The sequence below is a fragment of the Micromonospora sp. NBC_01699 genome (assembly GCF_036250065.1).
Classification (GTDB): Bacteria; Actinomycetota; Actinomycetes; order Mycobacteriales; family Micromonosporaceae; genus Micromonospora_G.
In genome coordinates this window covers 3,014,250-3,029,761 of sequence record NZ_CP109199.1, presented here as the reverse complement: position 1 = coordinate 3,029,761, position 15,512 = coordinate 3,014,250, and the positions used below count along the sequence as shown (strand labels likewise).

Here is a 15,512-nt window from a genome sequence, read left to right as displayed (position 1 = left end):
GCCGGTCGGGCGCCCGCCATCCCCGCCGACCGCCAATCGATTGGAGAGCGCTCTCCATCCGCCGTGCTATAAATGCCGGCATGAGCATCGGTGCCGCCCTCGATGACCGGTGAGACCCGAGCCGGTGCCCGGCTGCCCACACTGGAGGACGTGGCCCGGGTCGCGGGCGTCTCCCGGGCCACCGTCTCGCGGGTCGTCAACGGGATCCGCAACGTCGACCCACAACTGCACGAGGTGGTCTGGCACGCCGTCGAGGTGACCGGCTACGTGCCGAACCGGGCGGCCAGGTCCCTGGTCACCCGCCGTACCGGCACGATCGCCCTGGTCGTCTCCGATGCCGAGGACCACGACGACGACCCGTTCATGAGCCGCTTCTTCGCCGACCCGTTCTTCGGCCGGGTGGTCGGCGGACTGATGAGCGTGCTGCGCCCACTCGGCCTCCAACTGGCGCTGCAACTGGTCGGCACCCAGCCGGCCAGGGTCCGGCTCGTCGGTGACCTGCGCCAGGGCCAGGCCGACGGCGCGGTCGTCCTCTCCCTGCACCCGCAGGACTCCCTGCCGGGACTGATGGCCGACGCCGGTCTCGCCGCGGTGCTGATCGGCCGGCCGGCCACCCCGCTACCGCTCAGCTACGTCGACGTCGCCAACGACAGCGGTGCCGCACTCGCCGCCGACCACCTGGTCGCCCGGGGCTGCCAACGAATCGGCATGATCAGCGGCCCGGTGGACGTTCCGGCCAGTCAGGACCGGATCGGCGGGTTCCGGCGGGCGATGGCCCGCCACGGCTACCCCTATGTACCCTCCATCGCCGGCAACTTCACCCACGACAGCGGCGAGCAGGCCATGCACCTGCTCCACCGGCAGCACCCGACGCTCGACGGCATCTTTGTCGCCAACGACCTGATGGCCCAGGGAGCGCTGGTGGCGCTGCGGGAGGCCGGTCGTCGGGTGCCGGACGAGGTGGCCGTGATCGGCTTCGACGACAGCAGCGCCGCGCTCGCCGCCCGTCCGCCACTGACCACCATCCGGCACCCACTGGAGGACATGGCGGCGGAGAGCGCGCGCCTGCTGCTGGCCCGGATCGACGACCCGGAGCTGCGCGTCACCTCGGTGATCTTCGACCCGAACCTGGTGCAACGCCGGTCGGCGTGACCGTCGGTCGCCAGCCGTGTGCACAAGGCCGTCATCCGGTCCACTTCCGGCCGCGACGCGGCGCGGCACGGACGCCGGACGACGGGGCCGCACGATCGCGTGCGGCCCCTCGCCCGTGCTCGTCGGTTCGGGTTACGGCAGTTCGTAGCGGTCGTTCAGGGCGGCTCCGGCCTCCGGGTGGAACTGGTCGTAGCCCCGGGCGTCGCACTGGAGACCACCGTTGATGCAGTGACCGACCATCGCGGCCAGCGTCGGCGACTGCCACGCGTTGTAGAAGTCGTAGTGGAACGAGTAGCCCCGGCCACTGGCCAGCCTCACCTGGGACATGTTGCCGCTGACCGGGAAGGCCATCTTGAACTCGACCATCGGTACGGCCACCGGATGGGTGGTCGGGCAGATCCCGTCCACCGGGTACGCCATGTGGCTCTTGTGGTCGGGGGTGTCCAGGTAGAGGCCGTTCCAGCAGCTCGGTGACTGGTAGCGGACGTTGAGCTGGCTGCCGGCCGGACAGGTGGCCGGGAAGTCGGCGTTGCGGAAGCTCTCCCCGCACTCCCAGCCCTCCACCGAGCCGGCCAGGAACTGGGCGGCGGTGTCGGTGGGACTGCCCACGACGTACCGCAGGCCGGTCGGGAACGGCCGGACGCTGGTGTAGTCGATCACGCCGGTCTTGTAGTAGATAACCTGGTGGCCGATCGGGCTGACCACCTGGTTGCCGTTGTACATGGTGGGCATCCAGTAGCCGGACTTGTCACCGGGGACCTTGCAGGAGGTGCCACCGGCGAGCAACGACCCGATGGTGCTGTTCGCGTCGGTCGTGGTGTTGCCCATGAAGGTGTGCATGTGCGACGCCCCGGCCAGACCGGGGAAGACGATCGGGTCGTCCGGCAGGTCCCGGGTCACCGTGCAGTTGGCCTGGAACTCGTGGAAGTAGCGGTGCGGCGGGGTGGCGGTCGACGGCGTAACCCCGGTCACCGGCGGGTTGGCCGGGACGTATCCGGGCGGTGGCGGGATGGGGGTCGTCGGTGTGCCGTACACCTTGAACTCCCAGAGCGAGAAGCCGTGGCCGGTGGCGCGGCTGGTGCCGTACATCCGGACGTAGCGGCCGGTGCCGGTCACCGCCAGGGTCTGGGTGCCGCCGGATCCGGCGGCGGTGGTGTACACGGACGTCCAGGTGACGTCGTCCGGGGACACCTGGATCTGGAAGGCGCGGGCGTAGGCGGCCTCCCACTGGAGCACGACCTGGCTGATGGTGGCGCTGCCGCCGAGGTCGACCCGCAGCCACTGCGGATCGGTGGCAACGCTGGACCAGCGGGTGTCGGCGATGCCGTCGACGGCGGCGCCGGCCGGGGTGCCGGTGCTCTGCACGGTGGACGAGGTCGTCGGGCGCCCCTGGGAGAGCAGACTGACGGCCGCGCCGGCGGGCGATGTCGGCGCGGTGACCACGATCAGCGCGCTGACCAGGGTGAGAGCCGCGAACATGGCGAACGTCCGGCGAAGGTGGAAGGGGTGATCGGGTCTGGTCCCGGCTGGTGCGGACCTGGATGACATGAGGGCTCCTGGATGGCTTGATGGCGCGCCGCCGCACCCGGGCGGGCGGCGGCACGCCGAACTGGGGGCACCGCACCGGTACGAGCAGCGGCGCGGCGGGCTGCCCGTGCGCCGGTCACCGGTACGGTTGGAGAGCGCTCTCCAAGGAATGTTACGCCGATGTTGCGAGCCGTCAATACATCGACCTGGCTCACTACCGCGAGGGGGTGGAAGCGGCGGACGCGGCTCAGCCGGACCGGCGCAACAGCCAGGGCAGGACGTCCTCGACGCGCTCCACCTCTTCGGCGGGCGGGGTCGGGGGCCGGTCGACCATGACGACCGGAAGGCCGAGCCGGCGGGCGGCGTGCAACTTCGCGGCCGTCATGCTCCCGCCACTGTCCTTGGTGACCAGCACGTCGACGGCGTACCGGTGCAGCAGGTCCAGCTCAGCGTCCAGGGTGAACGGGCCACGATCCAGCACCACCGTCAGCCGGCGCGGCAACGGCGGCTCGGGCGGATCGACCGAGCGGACCAGGAACCACTGCCGGTCCAGGCCGGCGAAGGCGGCGAGACTCTGCCGTCCGGTGGTGAGGAAGACCCGCTCGCCCAGTTCGGCGACCGTCTCGGCGGCGGCCTCCAGCGACGGCACCCGCCGCCAGGCGTCACCGGGCTGCGCGGTCCAGCCCGGTCGGCGTACGACCAGCAGTGGCACGCCGACCTCCGCGCAGGCGGTCACCGCCGTGGCACTCATCCGAGCGGCGAACGGATGGGTGACGTCCAGCACCGCGCCGACCCGTTCCCGACGCAGCCACTCGACCAGCCCCGCCGGCCCGCCGAAGCCGCCGACGCGTACCTCACCCTCGGGCAGCGCCGGTTGGGCCACCCGACCGGCGAGCGAGGTGACCACCCGCAGATCCGGTCGCTCCCGGGCCAGCAGCGCGGCCAGCCGACGGGCCTCGCCGGTGCCGCCGAGCAGCAGCACGGTCAGCCCGTCCATCGGACCCCCCGATCGGCGGTGATCCGGCCGGCAGGCATGCTGAGCTGGTGACCAGTGACAGGACCTCGACCCAGCTGCGGTACGGCTGGACGACCGGGGCCTGTGCCACCGCGGCGACCACCGCCGCGTACACCGCACTGCTCACCGGCTCCTTCCCGGACCCGGTGGAGATCACCCTGCCGAAGGGGCAGCGGCCGGTGTTCGCGCTGGCGCGCGAGGAACTGGGCGACGGGCTGGCGCTCGCGGGCGTGGTGAAGGACGCCGGTGACGACCCCGACGTGACCCACGGCGCCCTGGTGTACGCCACCGTGCGGCCGGCACCGGCCGGTGCCGGGGTGGTGTTCCGGGCCGGTCCGGGAGTCGGCACCGTGACCAAGCCGGGCCTGCCGTTGCCGGTCGGCGAACCGGCGATCAACCCGGTCCCCCGGGACATGATGCGCCGGGCGGTGGCCCAGGTCGCCGACCGGCACGGCGGCACCGGGGACGTGTACGTGGAGATCTCCGTCGAGCACGGCGAGGAGCTGGCCCGGCACACCTGGAACCCCCGGCTGGGCATCCTCGGTGGGCTCTCCATCCTCGGCACCACCGGCATCGTGGTGCCGTACTCCTGCTCGGCCTGGATCGACAGCATCCGGCGCGGCATCGACGTGGCCCGCGCCGCCGGACACCAGCACGTGGCCGCCTGCACCGGCAGCACCTCGGAACGCGTCGCCACCGAGCTGTACGGGCTGCCCGACGACGCCCTGCTCGACATGGGCGACTTCGCCGGGGCGGTGCTGAAGTACCTGCGCCGGCACCCGATCCCCCGGCTGACCGTGGCCGGCGGCATCGGCAAGCTGACCAAACTCGCCAACGGTCATCTCGACCTGCACTCCGGCCGATCGCAGGTGGACTTCCGGGCCCTGGCCGAGTTGGTCGCCGGGGCGGGCGGCGGAGCCGACCTGATCGAGGGCGTACGCGGGGCCAACACGGCGCTGGACGCGCTGCGCCAGTGCCAGGCGGCCGGACTGCCGCTCGGCGACCTGGTCGCCGTCGGCGCCCGCAACACCGCCGCCGAGGTCCTGCGCGGCTCCCCCGTCAAGGTCGACGTCCTGGTAATCGACCGAGCCGGCACCATAGTCGGCCAAACCCCCTAACCCGCCCCCTCCCCCGCCCCCGCCCTCTCCCCCGCCCCACCCCGCCGATCTTGCAGTTGTGGCTGTGCGCGAAGGCCGTGAATCTGGGTGAATCCGGACACCGGCGAGGCACCACAACTGCAAGATCGGCGGGAGGGGGGTGGGGTGGGGGTGGGGTGGGGTGGGGGTGGGGGTGGGGGTGGGGGTGGGGTGGGGGTGGGGTGGGGGTGGGGGTGGGGGTGGGGTGGGGGTTAGGCACGGGAGCGGGTGGTGGAGTAGAGGTGGCTGTCGGGGAAGGAGGCCGCGGTGAGGACGGTGCCGACGATGATCACGGCGGTGCGGAGGATGCCGGCGGCGCGGACCTGAGCGGCGATGTCCGCGAGGGTGCCACGGAGGACCAGTTCGTCCGCGCGGCTGGCACGGGCGACCACAGCCACCGGACAGTCCTCGCCGTAGTTCGGGATGAGCTCCTCGACCAGTTGCTCGATCCGTTGCACGGCCAGGTGCAGCACCAGCGTGGCCCGGCTGCGGCCGAGGGTGGCCAGGTCCTCCCCCGGCGGCATGGGCGTGGCCCGAGCCGAGATCCGGGTGAGGATCACCGTCTGACCCACCCCGGGCACGGTCAGCTCCCGGCCGAGCGCCGCCGCCGCAGCGGCGAACGCGGGCACCCCGGGCACCACCTCGTACGGCACGCCGTGCGCGTCGAGTCGACGCATCTGCTCCGCCACCGCGCTGAACACCGACGGGTCACCGGAGTGCAACCGCGCCACGTCCAGCCCGGCAGTGTGCGCGGCGAGCAGTTCGGCCACGATCTGGTCCAGGTCGAGGTTGGCGGTGTCGACCAGCCTGGCCCCCGGCGGGCAGTGGTCGAGCAGTTCCGGCGGGACCAGGCTGCCGGCGTAGAGGCAGACCGGTGCCGCGGCCAACCGGTCCCGGCCCCGGACCGTGATCAGGTCCGCGGCACCCGGACCGGCACCGATGAAGAAGACCGTCACCGTTTCACCACCGTCCACTGGGTCACCGGCAGCATCGGCCGCCAACCGGTGAAGTTGCCGACCGGTGCCGCCCGCTGGACCGCCAGCCGGACCAGGTCACCACCGAGCCGGTCGTACGCCTCGGCCACCACCCGCTCGGACTCCAGGGTGACCGCGTTCACCACCAACCGTCCGCCCGGCCGCAACGCCTGCCAGCACCGGTCGACCAGCCCCGGCACGGTCACCCCGCCACCGACGAACACCGCGTCCGGTGATTCGAGTCCGGCCAGCGCCTCGGGCGCGGCACCGCGTACGACGATCAGCTCCGGAACGCCGAGCGCGGCGGCGTTCCGGGCGATCCTGTCCGCCCGCGCCGGCTCCCGTTCGATCGCCACCGCCCGGCAGGACGGGTGCGTACGCGACCACTCGATCGCGATGCTGCCCGCGCCCCCGCCGATGTCCCAGAGCAGTTGGCCGGGGATCGGCGCCAACCGGGCCAGCGTCACCGCCCGGATCTCCCGCTTGGTCAACTGGCCGTCGTGGTCGTACGCGTCGTCGGGCAGACCGGGCACGAGCGGGCGTGCCGCCGCGTCCGGGTCGGCCCGGCAGTGCACCGCGACGATGTTGAGCGCCCCGACGGGCTGGTCCCAGCCGGCCGCCGTGCCGGACCTGACCCGCTCGTCCGGGCCGCCGCCGAGTGACTCCAGCACGGTCAGCGCGCTGTCACCGTAGCCACGCCCGGTGAGCAGGGCAGCCACCGCCGCCGGGGTACGCCCGTCGGCGCTGAGCACGAGCAGCCGACGATTCGGGTGCACCGACCGGTGCAGTCGGTCCACCGCGCGCCCGACCACGCTGACCACCTCGACCTCGTCAACCGGCCAACCAAGCCGGGCGCAGGCGAGCGAGACCGACGACGGGTGCGGCAGCACGCGTACCCGCTCGGGTCCGAGCAGTCGGGTCAGGGTCGTACCGACGCCGAAGAACATCGGATCACCGCTGGCCAGTACGCACACCGCCCGCTCGGCGTGGGCATCGAGCAGACCGGGCAGCGCCGGCAGCATCGGCGACGGCCAGGCGATCCGTTGCGTTTCGGCCGGTACGCCTTCCGGAGATGTCGCTACGACCGGGGCGTCAGATGTCGTTTGGGCCGGGGCGTTGTCGCCCGGAGCCGGTTGCCGGGGTGCGGGCGGGTTCGTGGGGAGCAGGGCGAGTTGCCGGGCGCTGCCGAGCAGCACCTCCGCCGCGCGGATCGCGGCGCGGGCCGGACCGGTCAACCCGGCCCAGCCGTCCGCGCCGATCCCGACCACGGTCACCACGCCCGTCGTCCCGGACCCGCCCCCGCCGCGTCGGCCGGAATCCGCCGGGTCGGGCCGTCCGGAAACGACCGAGCCGGGCGGCGGGGCCGGGTCGGGCCGCTCAGACATTGCCGAGCACGCGGGTGACCCGGATCTCGATGACCACCCGCTCCGGGTTCGGCCGCGGCTGCCGGTAACGCTCGGCGTAGCGGCGCTCGGCGTCGGCCACCGACTCGGGGTCGTCGCGGATCACCGCGTGTCCCTCCAGGGTCGACCAGCGGCGGCCGTCGACCTGGCACACCGCCACCGGGCCACCGGCAGCCGCCAGGTGGACGACCTTGCGGGAGGTACGGGAGGAGATGACCCGGGCCAGACCGGTCCCGATGTCGTAGGTGACGCCGACCGGCACCACGTGCGGGGTGCCGTTGGGCCGGATCGTGGTGAGCGTGCACAGGTGCCGCTCCCGCCAGAACTGCCCGAGCGCACCGTCGCCCGGTTCGATCCGGTGGTCCACCTTCCCGCCGGTCCGCTCGCTCATACCGTCTCCTCGCTGTGCTGATCCGTACCGTGCCGAGTCGTGCTGTGCTGGTCCGCGCCGCGCCGGCGATCGCCGCGCCGGTCGGCGTCGTGCTGGGGTTCGCCGCGCCGGTCGGCGCCGGCATCCTGGTGACGGTACGTGTCCGTCTCGCCGGCCGGGGCGGCGACCGCCACCGTGGCCGTACCGTCGGTGTGCTTGCCGACCAGGAGCACCGGCTCGGCACCGGTGTCCCGTACGGCGTGCAGGGCGGCGGCCTCCGCCACGCTCGGCGTACCGACGACGGACCGGACCAGGGGCGACGGGTGCGGCACCGGCTCGCCGGCCAGTTCCTCGGCCGGGTAGCCGAGCAGCGGCCAGCCCCGGCGGGCGGCCACCTCGACCAGGGCCGGGCCTGTTGCTCGCCGGTCCACCGTCGCCAACGCGGTCACCCGAGCCGGGTCCAGCCCGTACGCGGCGAGGGTCGCGCCGATCAGCGTGTCGAGGTTGTCGGCGTGCACCGTCGACCGGGCTCCGACGCCGACGATCAGCGGCACCCGGCCACCAGGTTCCGCGCCAGCGACGGCTCACCGGCCCAGTGCAGGTGCAGGTACGACGCGTGCACACCACCGGCGACAAAGCCCTCCGGTGCCGCGTCCCGCCAGGCCCAGGCCGGTGCCGTACCCGCTCGCGGGGTGACCGTGGTGCGGTGGAACTCGTGCCCGGTGACCCGGGTGCCGGTCGGCGCCAGCACGCTGTCGGTCAGCGCGACCGCGTCCCGGTAGCCCAGGGTGAGCTTGCCGGTCATCTTCGCCTCGGCGTCCAGCACCCCGCACATCGGGGCGCCGTCCAGACTGTGGCAGAGCCAGAGCAGGCCGGCGCACTCGGCGGCGATCGGGGCACCGGACGCGGCGAGCCGGGCCACCTCGGCGCGCAGCGGGGCGTTCGCGGTGAGCTGGTCGGCGTACACCTCGGGGAAGCCGCCGCCGACGACCAGGGCGGCCGTGCCGGCGGGCAGTGCCTCGTCGTGCAGCGGGTCGACCACGGCCACCTCGGCACCGGCGGCGCGGAGCAGTTCGGTGGTCTCGGCGTACCCGAAGCTGAAAGCCGGACCACCGGCGACCGCGACCACCGGGCGCGGCCCGGCCACCGCGAAGGTCGGCGGTTCCCACGGCCGGGCGGCCAGCGGCGGCGCGCTGCGGGCCACCGCGAGTACGGCATCGAGGTCCACACTCTCGGTGATCAGGCTGGCCAGCGCGGCGACCGATTCGAGCGCCTCGGCCCGCCGCTCCACCGCCGGTACCAGGCCGAGGTGACGGGACGGGGCGGCGATCACCGCGTGCCGGCGCAGCACGCCCAGGACCGGCGTGCCGACCTCGGCGCAGGCGTCCCGGAGCAACTGCTCGTGCCGGTCCGAACCGACCCGGTTGAGCAGCACCCCGGCGATCCGGATCGCCCCGGTCGCGGCCGAGCCGAAGGACCGGAACCCGTGCACCAGGGCGGCGACGGAACGGGCCTGGGCGGAGGCGTCGACGACGAGCAGCACCGGGGCGTCGAGCAGGGCGGCGACGTGCGCGGTCGAGCCGAAGTCACCGGCGCCGACGCGACCGTCGTACAGTCCCATCACGCCCTCGACCACGGCGAGGTCGGCGCCGGTCGCGCCGTGCGCGAACAGCGGCCCGACCAGGTCCTCGCCGACCATGACCGGGTCCAGGTTGCGCCCCGGACGGCCGGCGGCGAGCGTGTGGTAGCCGGGGTCGATGTAGTCGGGGCCGACCTTGAACCCGGCCACCCGCACCCCCCGCGCGGCGTACGCGGCCAGCAGCCCGGTGGCCACCGTCGTCTTGCCGTGCCCGGAGGCGGGTGCCGCGATGACCAGTCGGGGAACCGTCACCACTCGATGCCCTGCTGGCCCTTGCGGCCGGCGTCCATCGGGTGCTTCACCTTGGTCATCTCGGTGACCAGGTCGGCGAGGTCGACCAGGTCCGGGTGGGCGTCCCGGCCGGTGATCACCACGTGCTGGTTGCCCGGTCGGTCGCGCAGCGTGGCGACCACGTCGGCGATGTCGACCCAGCCCCACTTGATCGGATAGGTGAACTCGTCGAGCACGTAGAACCGGTACGCCTCGGCGGCCAGGTCCCGCTTGATCTGCGCCCAGCCCTCGGCCGCCTCGACCGCGTGGTCGCGCTCGGTGCCGGGGCGCTGGATCCAGGACCAGCCCTCGCCCATCTTGTGCCAGACCACGCTGCCGCCCCGGCCGCTGTCGCCGAGCGTACGCAGGGCGGTCTCCTCGCCGACCTTCCACTTCGGACTCTTCACGAACTGGAAGACGGCGATCGGCCAACCCGCGCTCCAGGCCCGCAACGCCATCCCGAACGCGGCGGTCGACTTGCCCTTGCCCTGACCGGTGTGCACCGCCGTGACCGGCTGACGGCGCCGCTCGCGGGTGGTGAGGCCGTCGTCGGGTACCTGCTCCGGCTTGCCCTGGGGCACGTCAGGCCGCCTTTCCGAGAGTATGCAAGGCGTTCAGGCCGCCTTTCCGAGAGTGTGCAACGCGTCCAGCGGGACGCAGTCGGCGTCCAGGGCGGTGGCCAGGCGCCGGGCCAGGCCGAGCCGGATCGGCCCGGACTCGCAGTCGACCACCACCGAGGCGACGGCGGCCAGCGACGGCACCACGGTCAGCGGGTCGGGCCCACTGGTCGCCCTACCGTCGGTCACCACCACCAGCAGCGGCCGCCGGCGCGGGTCGCGGCGGCGTTCGGACTCCAGGGTCCGGGCCGCCTGACGCAGGCCGGCGGCGAGCGGGGTACGGCCACCCGTGCGCAGTTCGGCCAGCCGCAGCACGCCGACCTCGTGGCTGGCCGTCGGCTCCAGCACCGTACTCGCCCCGGTGCCCCGGAACGTGATCATGCCGATCTTGTCCCGCCGCTGGTAGGCGTCGCGCAGCAGCGACAGCACGGCGGTCTTCACCACCCCCATCCGGCGACGCGCCGCCATCGACCCGGAGGCGTCCACCACGAACAGCACCAGGTTCGCCTCCCGCCCGACGTGCACCGCCTCGCGCAGGTCCGCAGGCGTGACCGTGCGGGCGCCGCGCCGGGCCGTGGCGAGCAGGGTGGCGGGCAGGTGCAGGCTGGTCAGCCGGCCGGCCGGCAGCCGGGACCCGACCACCCGACCCCGCCGGGCGTACGCCGGGGAGCGGCGACCGGTGTGCGCACCGGTACCTCGTCCGCGTACCGCCAGCGCGCGGGTCCGGTACGGACTCGTCGCCGCGACCGTGGGCTGGTTCCCGGCGCTCGGCTTCTGCTGCTCCGGTGCGGGCTGCTCGTCCTGGCCGACCGGCTCGTCCTGGCCGGTCTGCTCCGGTCCGGTTGCCGGCGGTGGCGGCCCGTCGTGCCCATCGGACCGATCCGGCGTTTCCGGGCCACCGTCGGGTCCGCCCGGTGGCGGGCCACCGGCTGGTCCCTGCGGCGGGCCGTCGGACGGGCCGGCGTCGGGATCGTCGTCCGGTCCGGCCGGCGGGTCGGGCTCCGGATCGGTGTCGGCGGCGTGCTCACGCAGCAGTTCTTCGAGCTTTTCCTGGTCGGTGCCGGGCGGGTCGAGCGGGTCCCGGCGGCGGCGGTGCGGCAGGGCCAGCCTGGCGGCGGCGGCCACGTCGTCGGCGCTCACCACGTCGCGGTCGTGCCAGGCGGCGAGCGCCACCGCCGTACGGGCCACCACGATGTCGGCGCGCAGCCCGTCCACCCCGTACCCGAGGCAGATGGTGGCGATCCGGTCCAGTTCCCGGTCGGGCAGCCGTACCGAGGGCAGCCGTCGGCGGGCGACCGCGATCCGCCCCGCGAGTACGGCGTCCTCGTCGACCCAGCGCGCCGCGAAGCCCACCGGATCCGTCTCGTACGCCAGCCGCCGGCGGACCACCTCGGCCCGGGGTGCCGCCTCGCGGGGCGCGGTCACCGCGACGACCAGCCCGAACCGGTCCACCAGCTGGGGGCGGGGTTCGCCCTCCTCCGGGTTCATGGTGCCGACGAGCAGGAACCGGGCGGCGTGCTTGACCGACACCCCGTCCCGTTCGACGTGCGCCCGCCCCATCGCGGCGGCGTCGAGCAGCAGGTCCACCAGGTGGTCCGGCAGCAGGTTCACCTCGTCGACGTAGAGCACTCCCCGGTGGGCGGCGGCGAGCAGCCCCGGCTCGTACGCCTTGATCCCGTCGGCGAGGGCGCGTTGCAGGTCGAGGGTGCCGACGACCCGGTCCTCGGTGGCGCCGACCGGCAGTTCGACCAGGGTGGCGCGGCGCCGCTGGGCGGCCGCGCCCGGTTCGTGCGGGCCGTCCGGGCAGTCGGTGTCCGGGTTGGCCGGGTCGCAGGCGAACCGGCAGCCGGGCACCACGTCGACGTCGGGCAGCAGCGCGGCGAGCGCCCGGACGATGGTCGACTTCGCGGTGCCCTTCTCGCCCCGGACCAGCACCCCGCCGATCGCCGGGGAGACGGCGTTGAGCAGCAGGGCCAGTCGCAGTTCGGCCAGGCCGACGACGGCGGAGAACGGGTACGGCGGGGTCATCGCCCGCTCAGGCGTGCAGCCATGCTCAAGTCCCTTCCGCGGGTGTCCACGCCCGCGTGTGGCTGGGTGTCACCGAGCGGTCGGAGTCTCCTGACTCCCGGATCGACGCTTCCCCTCGACCTTCCGGCCGCTCGGCCGTGGCCCGTACGTGAGGGGTCGCTCCCCGGTCACAGTGGCGGGACCGCCCCGGACTCGCACCGGGTTCCTCCGCGCACCGCTCGTGCAGGCCATGCTGTCCCACGGACCGCTCCGTCGTCAACGTGAGCACGGTGACCGCCCGGCGACCGACGTCGCGCCGGACCTGTGGTGGGGGCGGCCACCACGTTCGTCTGGATCCAGCATCACGGCGCGGTTCTCGCCGCGAGCAACAGCGACCGCCCGGGGATCCGGGAGACCTGGCTGGGTCCGCTGACCCGGGGCGAGCGCCGGTGCGCGACCGTGTTGGCCGGGCCGCGTCCCGGTCCGGCTCCGCTGCGGGTACGCCGGACCGACGACGGTTACCTGCTCGACGGCACCGCCCCGTGGGTCACCGGTTGGGGTCTGGTCGACACCCTGTACCTGGCCGCCCGCGACGGGGACGATCTGATCCACTACTTCCTGCTCGACGCCGCCCCGGCCCGTGGCCTCAGCGTGCACACGTTCGGCCTGGTCGCGGTCAACGCCAGCCGTACGGTCGACGTCACCCAACGGCTGGTCCGGGAGGCGACGTTCCTGCTGGTCTTCGGCTCGCGGCCGGCGAACCCTGCTGCACCGACTCACCGGATAGGCGGTGAACGCCGAACAGATCACCCAATCCCCTCGTTGACCATGAAGTTAGCGCGGAATTATGGGCTCGAAAGTGTCGTTAACTTCATGATCAACGAAGGGTGGCGGGGTGGGTGGGGAGGCCGGGGGTGGTGGTGTCGATGGCCAGGAGGGCGCCGTCGATCCGGTGGGGGGTGGTGAGGGTCTGGTGGGCGGTGGTGATGAACAGGCGGGTCAGGTTCGGGCCACCCAGGCAGACGCTGGTGGGTTGGGCGGTTGGTAGGCGCAGTTCGCGGTCGAGGGTGCCGTCGGGGCGGTAGCGGCGGACGGCGTACCCGCCCCAGAGGGCGATCCAGAGGTGGCCGGCCGCGTCGACCGTCATGCCATCCGGCAGGCCCTCGGCGGCGGTGAGCCGCACGAACGGCTCCCGGCCGGAGAGGTCCCCGGTACGCGGGGCGACGGTGAACCGGTCCACCTCGCCGCGAGGGGTGTCGGCGAGGTACATGGTGGTGCCGCCGGCGTCGAACGCGGGCCCGTTGGCGATCGTCAGGCCGGTGACCACGGGGACCGGTGCGCCAGCGCCCGCGTACCGGTAGAGGGTGCCGGCGCCGGGGGTGCTGTCGTACGCCATGCTGCCGGCCCAGAAGCGGCCGTGCGGGTCGGCGATCGCGTCGTTCATCCTGGCGGGTGCGGGATTGCCGCTCTCCAGGTCGGCGATCCGCCGGTAACCGTCGGTGCCGGTGAGCACGGCGATGCCGGTCCCGGTGGCGGCCAGCCAGTCGCCGGGCTGCCCGGCGATCGGCGCCACCGCGCCGAGCGGGGCGTCCAGCCGCCGGAGTTCCCGCAGCGGAGCGGGGGCGTCGCCGGTGGTTTCCAGCAGCCGGCCGGCGAGCAGGTCGACCAGGACCAGTCGGCCATCCACCCAGCGGGCTCCCTCGCCCAGCTCGAACCGGTCGTCGCTCCACGGGGTCGGCTCGGTGAGCCGCATCGTCTCCTCCAGGGATGGTCGGTGACCGGCACACGCGGGGCGGATCAGCGTACGGCGCGGCCGGGCTCGTGGTCGAGCACCGGCGGGGCGCAGACAGTGGTCGACCACCGGAATCGAACGGGCCGATGTGTACACAGCACACTATCCACCGTAGAGCACTATGTCCTTTGTGGTGCGTTTTCGCCGCCGACTCAACCCCACCGACCGAGCTTCGGTCGGCCGGGTGTGACGGGTCGACGGCGGCGTTCGGTCGCGGGGGGCGGTGTGCGCCCGGACCGTCCGGGTATTGGTCCGCCTTCGATGCCGAAAACGTGAATGGGAAAAGAATTACCTGGACCGGTTCGAACCCGGCCGGACCGGTTCGACCTCGGCGGTACGGGCAGCCGCGGGGCGGTCGGGGGCAAAGTCAGCACGAACGCGTACCCCGGCCCGCTCGGCCCGGCCGCCGGACCGAGCGGCGGCGCCCGGATGGGCCGTACGCGGTGTGGACCTCCACCTCTACCAGGTGATCCTCCGGGAGCCACGGATCCGGCGGGACGGACAGCGGCCGAGCGCAGGACCCTCCGGGTGATCGTGGCGGCGGCCGGGCGGGCGGGCCGTTTTTGGCCGCGAATCGCCCGGCGAGTCCCTTGAGGATTGCCCGAATAGGGACCAATATAGGTGGTTTGAAACGGCAATCGGGCAGGTATCCGCGACGTTCCGTCGAACTAGTCGTTGGTATGGGTGAGTCGGCTCACCTGAAGAAGCGATCAATCCGGTGAGCGCCTAGCGTCCGGAGCGGCCCTCATTACGGCCGGAGCACTTCCATACCGTTTCGCCCGGTACTTCGGGCCTGCGGCCGGCACCTCGGTTGCAACGTCCGAGACACGCATGAGAGCACCGGGCCGACATTGGAGCGACCCTGAACGTACGGCATCCGCTGCATCGATTCGCAGCCGGTACCACCGTCCTGACCGTGACCGCCCTCTGGCTCCCGCCGGCAGCCATCGGGGCCCGACCCGATCCGGAACCAGCGACAGTCAAGACCAGCGCCGCTCTGGAGGTCTCGACCGAGGCCCGACTGCTCGCCGCCGAACGCGCCGACCGCGCGCACCGGCTACCGATGACTCCACCGGTACCTCCCGCCACCCCGGCCACGGCGACGACGCCGCCGAAGGCGAAGGCAACCAAGGAGAAGGCGAAGACCCCGAGCCGGGGTACGGCCGGCACTCCGAAGCGTACGACCCCGAACACCGCACCGGCGCGGAAGAAGTCAACCGGCAGCCCAAAGCCGGGAACCACCGTCAAACCCCCGTCCGGCGCCGCCGGCACGGTCGTCTCGTACGCGCTCGCCCAGGTCGGCAAGCGCTACGTCTACGGTGCATCCGGCCCGAACAGTTTCGACTGTAGTGGCCTGGTCGCGGCGAGCTACGCCCGGGTCGGCATCAAGTTGCCGCACCAGAGCGGAGCGATCGCCAGCCGCGGCAAGCGTGTCCCGGCCGGCCAATGGAGGCCGGGCGACGTGATCTACACACCCGGTCACGTGGCCATCTACCTGGGCAACAACAGGATGGTCGCGGCGACGAAGCCCAGCACGGGCGTACGGATCGGCACCGTCCGGGGTGGAACCGCGTACCGGTTCCTGTAGGCCCCGACCGCGGTTCCGGTAG

Annotated in this window: 14 protein-coding genes and 1 riboswitch; of the genes, 4 read left to right on the top strand and 10 right to left on the bottom strand. The window is 73.2% G+C overall.

The annotated features are described in order from the left end of the window. Positions 1-102: 102 nt before the first annotated feature. Positions 103-1,152 carry a LacI family DNA-binding transcriptional regulator gene (locus tag OG792_RS13540; protein WP_329109852.1) on the top strand — a complete coding sequence of 350 codons (1,050 nt, stop codon included), beginning with the start codon at positions 103-105 and terminating at the stop codon, positions 1,150-1,152. Between the two features lie 132 nt (positions 1,153-1,284). On the opposite strand, the gene OG792_RS13535 is transcribed toward OG792_RS13540, so the two are convergent. Continuing rightward, the gene (locus OG792_RS13535) at positions 1,285-2,631 is read right to left on the bottom strand and encodes a DUF1996 domain-containing protein (protein ID WP_329109850.1); all 1,347 of its coding nucleotides are present in this window, start codon (positions 2,629-2,631) and stop codon (positions 1,285-1,287) included. Positions 2,632-2,926: 295 nt separating this feature from the next. Next, on the bottom strand, positions 2,927-3,676 hold the full coding sequence (locus OG792_RS13530; RefSeq protein ID WP_329109849.1) for a cobalt-precorrin-6A reductase: 750 nt from the start codon (positions 3,674-3,676) through the stop codon (positions 2,927-2,929). A 47-nt stretch (positions 3,677-3,723) separates the two neighbouring features. Here OG792_RS13530 and OG792_RS13525 point away from each other — a divergent pair, with 47 nt between their 5' ends. Beyond that, positions 3,724-4,812: a cobalt-precorrin-5B (C(1))-methyltransferase gene (locus tag OG792_RS13525; protein ID WP_329109848.1), complete on the top strand. Its 1,089-nt coding sequence runs from the start codon at positions 3,724-3,726 to the stop codon at positions 4,810-4,812. Between the two features lie 230 nt (positions 4,813-5,042). Here the strand turns inward: OG792_RS13525 and cobM are convergent, their stop codons facing one another. The 7 genes from cobM to OG792_RS13490 form a co-directional block, all read right to left on the bottom strand. After that, positions 5,043-5,786, bottom strand: a complete 744-nt coding sequence (gene cobM / locus OG792_RS13520; RefSeq protein WP_329109847.1) for a precorrin-4 C(11)-methyltransferase — start codon at positions 5,784-5,786, stop codon at positions 5,043-5,045. Beyond that, positions 5,783-7,081: a precorrin-6y C5,15-methyltransferase (decarboxylating) subunit CbiE gene (gene cbiE, locus OG792_RS13515; protein WP_329109846.1), complete on the bottom strand. Its 1,299-nt coding sequence runs from the start codon at positions 7,079-7,081 to the stop codon at positions 5,783-5,785. Before cbiE ends, cobM begins: the two co-directional genes overlap by 4 nt. A gap of 100 nt (positions 7,082-7,181) precedes the next feature. Next, entirely contained in the window at positions 7,182-7,598 is a 417-nt protein-coding gene (locus OG792_RS13510; protein ID WP_329109845.1) for a pyridoxamine 5'-phosphate oxidase family protein, read from the bottom strand. Further along, entirely contained in the window at positions 7,595-8,131 is a 537-nt protein-coding gene (locus OG792_RS13505) for a cobalamin biosynthesis protein (protein ID WP_329109844.1), read from the bottom strand. The genes OG792_RS13510 and OG792_RS13505 overlap by 4 nt, the downstream gene beginning before the upstream one ends. Further along, positions 8,122-9,471 carry a cobyrinate a,c-diamide synthase gene (locus OG792_RS13500; protein WP_329109843.1) on the bottom strand — a complete coding sequence of 450 codons (1,350 nt, stop codon included), beginning with the start codon at positions 9,469-9,471 and terminating at the stop codon, positions 8,122-8,124. Before OG792_RS13500 ends, OG792_RS13505 begins: the two co-directional genes overlap by 10 nt. Further along, on the bottom strand, positions 9,465-10,067 hold the full coding sequence (gene cobO / locus OG792_RS13495) for a cob(I)yrinic acid a,c-diamide adenosyltransferase (protein WP_329109841.1): 603 nt from the start codon (positions 10,065-10,067) through the stop codon (positions 9,465-9,467). The genes OG792_RS13500 and cobO overlap by 7 nt, the downstream gene beginning before the upstream one ends. A 33-nt stretch (positions 10,068-10,100) precedes the next feature. Continuing rightward, positions 10,101-12,131: a VWA domain-containing protein gene (locus tag OG792_RS13490; RefSeq protein ID WP_329109840.1), complete on the bottom strand. Its 2,031-nt coding sequence runs from the start codon at positions 12,129-12,131 to the stop codon at positions 10,101-10,103. A gap of 84 nt (positions 12,132-12,215) precedes the next feature. Next, positions 12,216-12,338: riboswitch (cobalamin riboswitch) on the bottom strand. Between the two features lie 99 nt (positions 12,339-12,437). Between OG792_RS13490 and OG792_RS13485 the strand changes: the two genes are divergently transcribed. Then, positions 12,438-13,076 (top strand): hypothetical protein, encoded by a 639-nt coding sequence (locus OG792_RS13485; RefSeq protein ID WP_329109838.1) that lies wholly within the window; start codon positions 12,438-12,440, stop codon positions 13,074-13,076. Here the strand turns inward: OG792_RS13485 and OG792_RS13480 are convergent. Next, positions 12,988-13,863 (bottom strand): SMP-30/gluconolactonase/LRE family protein, encoded by an 876-nt coding sequence (locus OG792_RS13480; protein ID WP_329109836.1) that lies wholly within the window; start codon positions 13,861-13,863, stop codon positions 12,988-12,990. The genes OG792_RS13485 and OG792_RS13480 overlap by 89 nt on opposite strands. A gap of 955 nt (positions 13,864-14,818) precedes the next feature. Between OG792_RS13480 and OG792_RS13475 the strand changes: the two genes are divergently transcribed. Continuing rightward, positions 14,819-15,490, top strand: coding sequence for a C40 family peptidase (locus OG792_RS13475; protein WP_329109834.1), 672 nt, complete (start codon positions 14,819-14,821; stop codon positions 15,488-15,490). Positions 15,491-15,512 lie beyond the last annotated feature (22 nt).

Coding starts and splice junctions, on each gene's coding strand:
- OG792_RS13540 (WP_329109852.1), top strand. CDS start 103: ATGACCGGTGAGACCCGAGCCGGTGCCCGGCTGCCCACACTGGAGGAC.
- OG792_RS13535 (WP_329109850.1), bottom strand. CDS start 2,631: ATGTTCGCGGCTCTCACCCTGGTCAGCGCGCTGATCGTGGTCACCGCG.
- OG792_RS13530 (WP_329109849.1), bottom strand. CDS start 3,676: ATGGACGGGCTGACCGTGCTGCTGCTCGGCGGCACCGGCGAGGCCCGT.
- OG792_RS13510 (WP_329109845.1), bottom strand. CDS start 7,598: ATGAGCGAGCGGACCGGCGGGAAGGTGGACCACCGGATCGAACCGGGC.
- OG792_RS13490 (WP_329109840.1), bottom strand. CDS start 12,131: ATGACCCCGCCGTACCCGTTCTCCGCCGTCGTCGGCCTGGCCGAACTG.
- OG792_RS13480 (WP_329109836.1), bottom strand. CDS start 13,863: ATGCGGCTCACCGAGCCGACCCCGTGGAGCGACGACCGGTTCGAGCTG.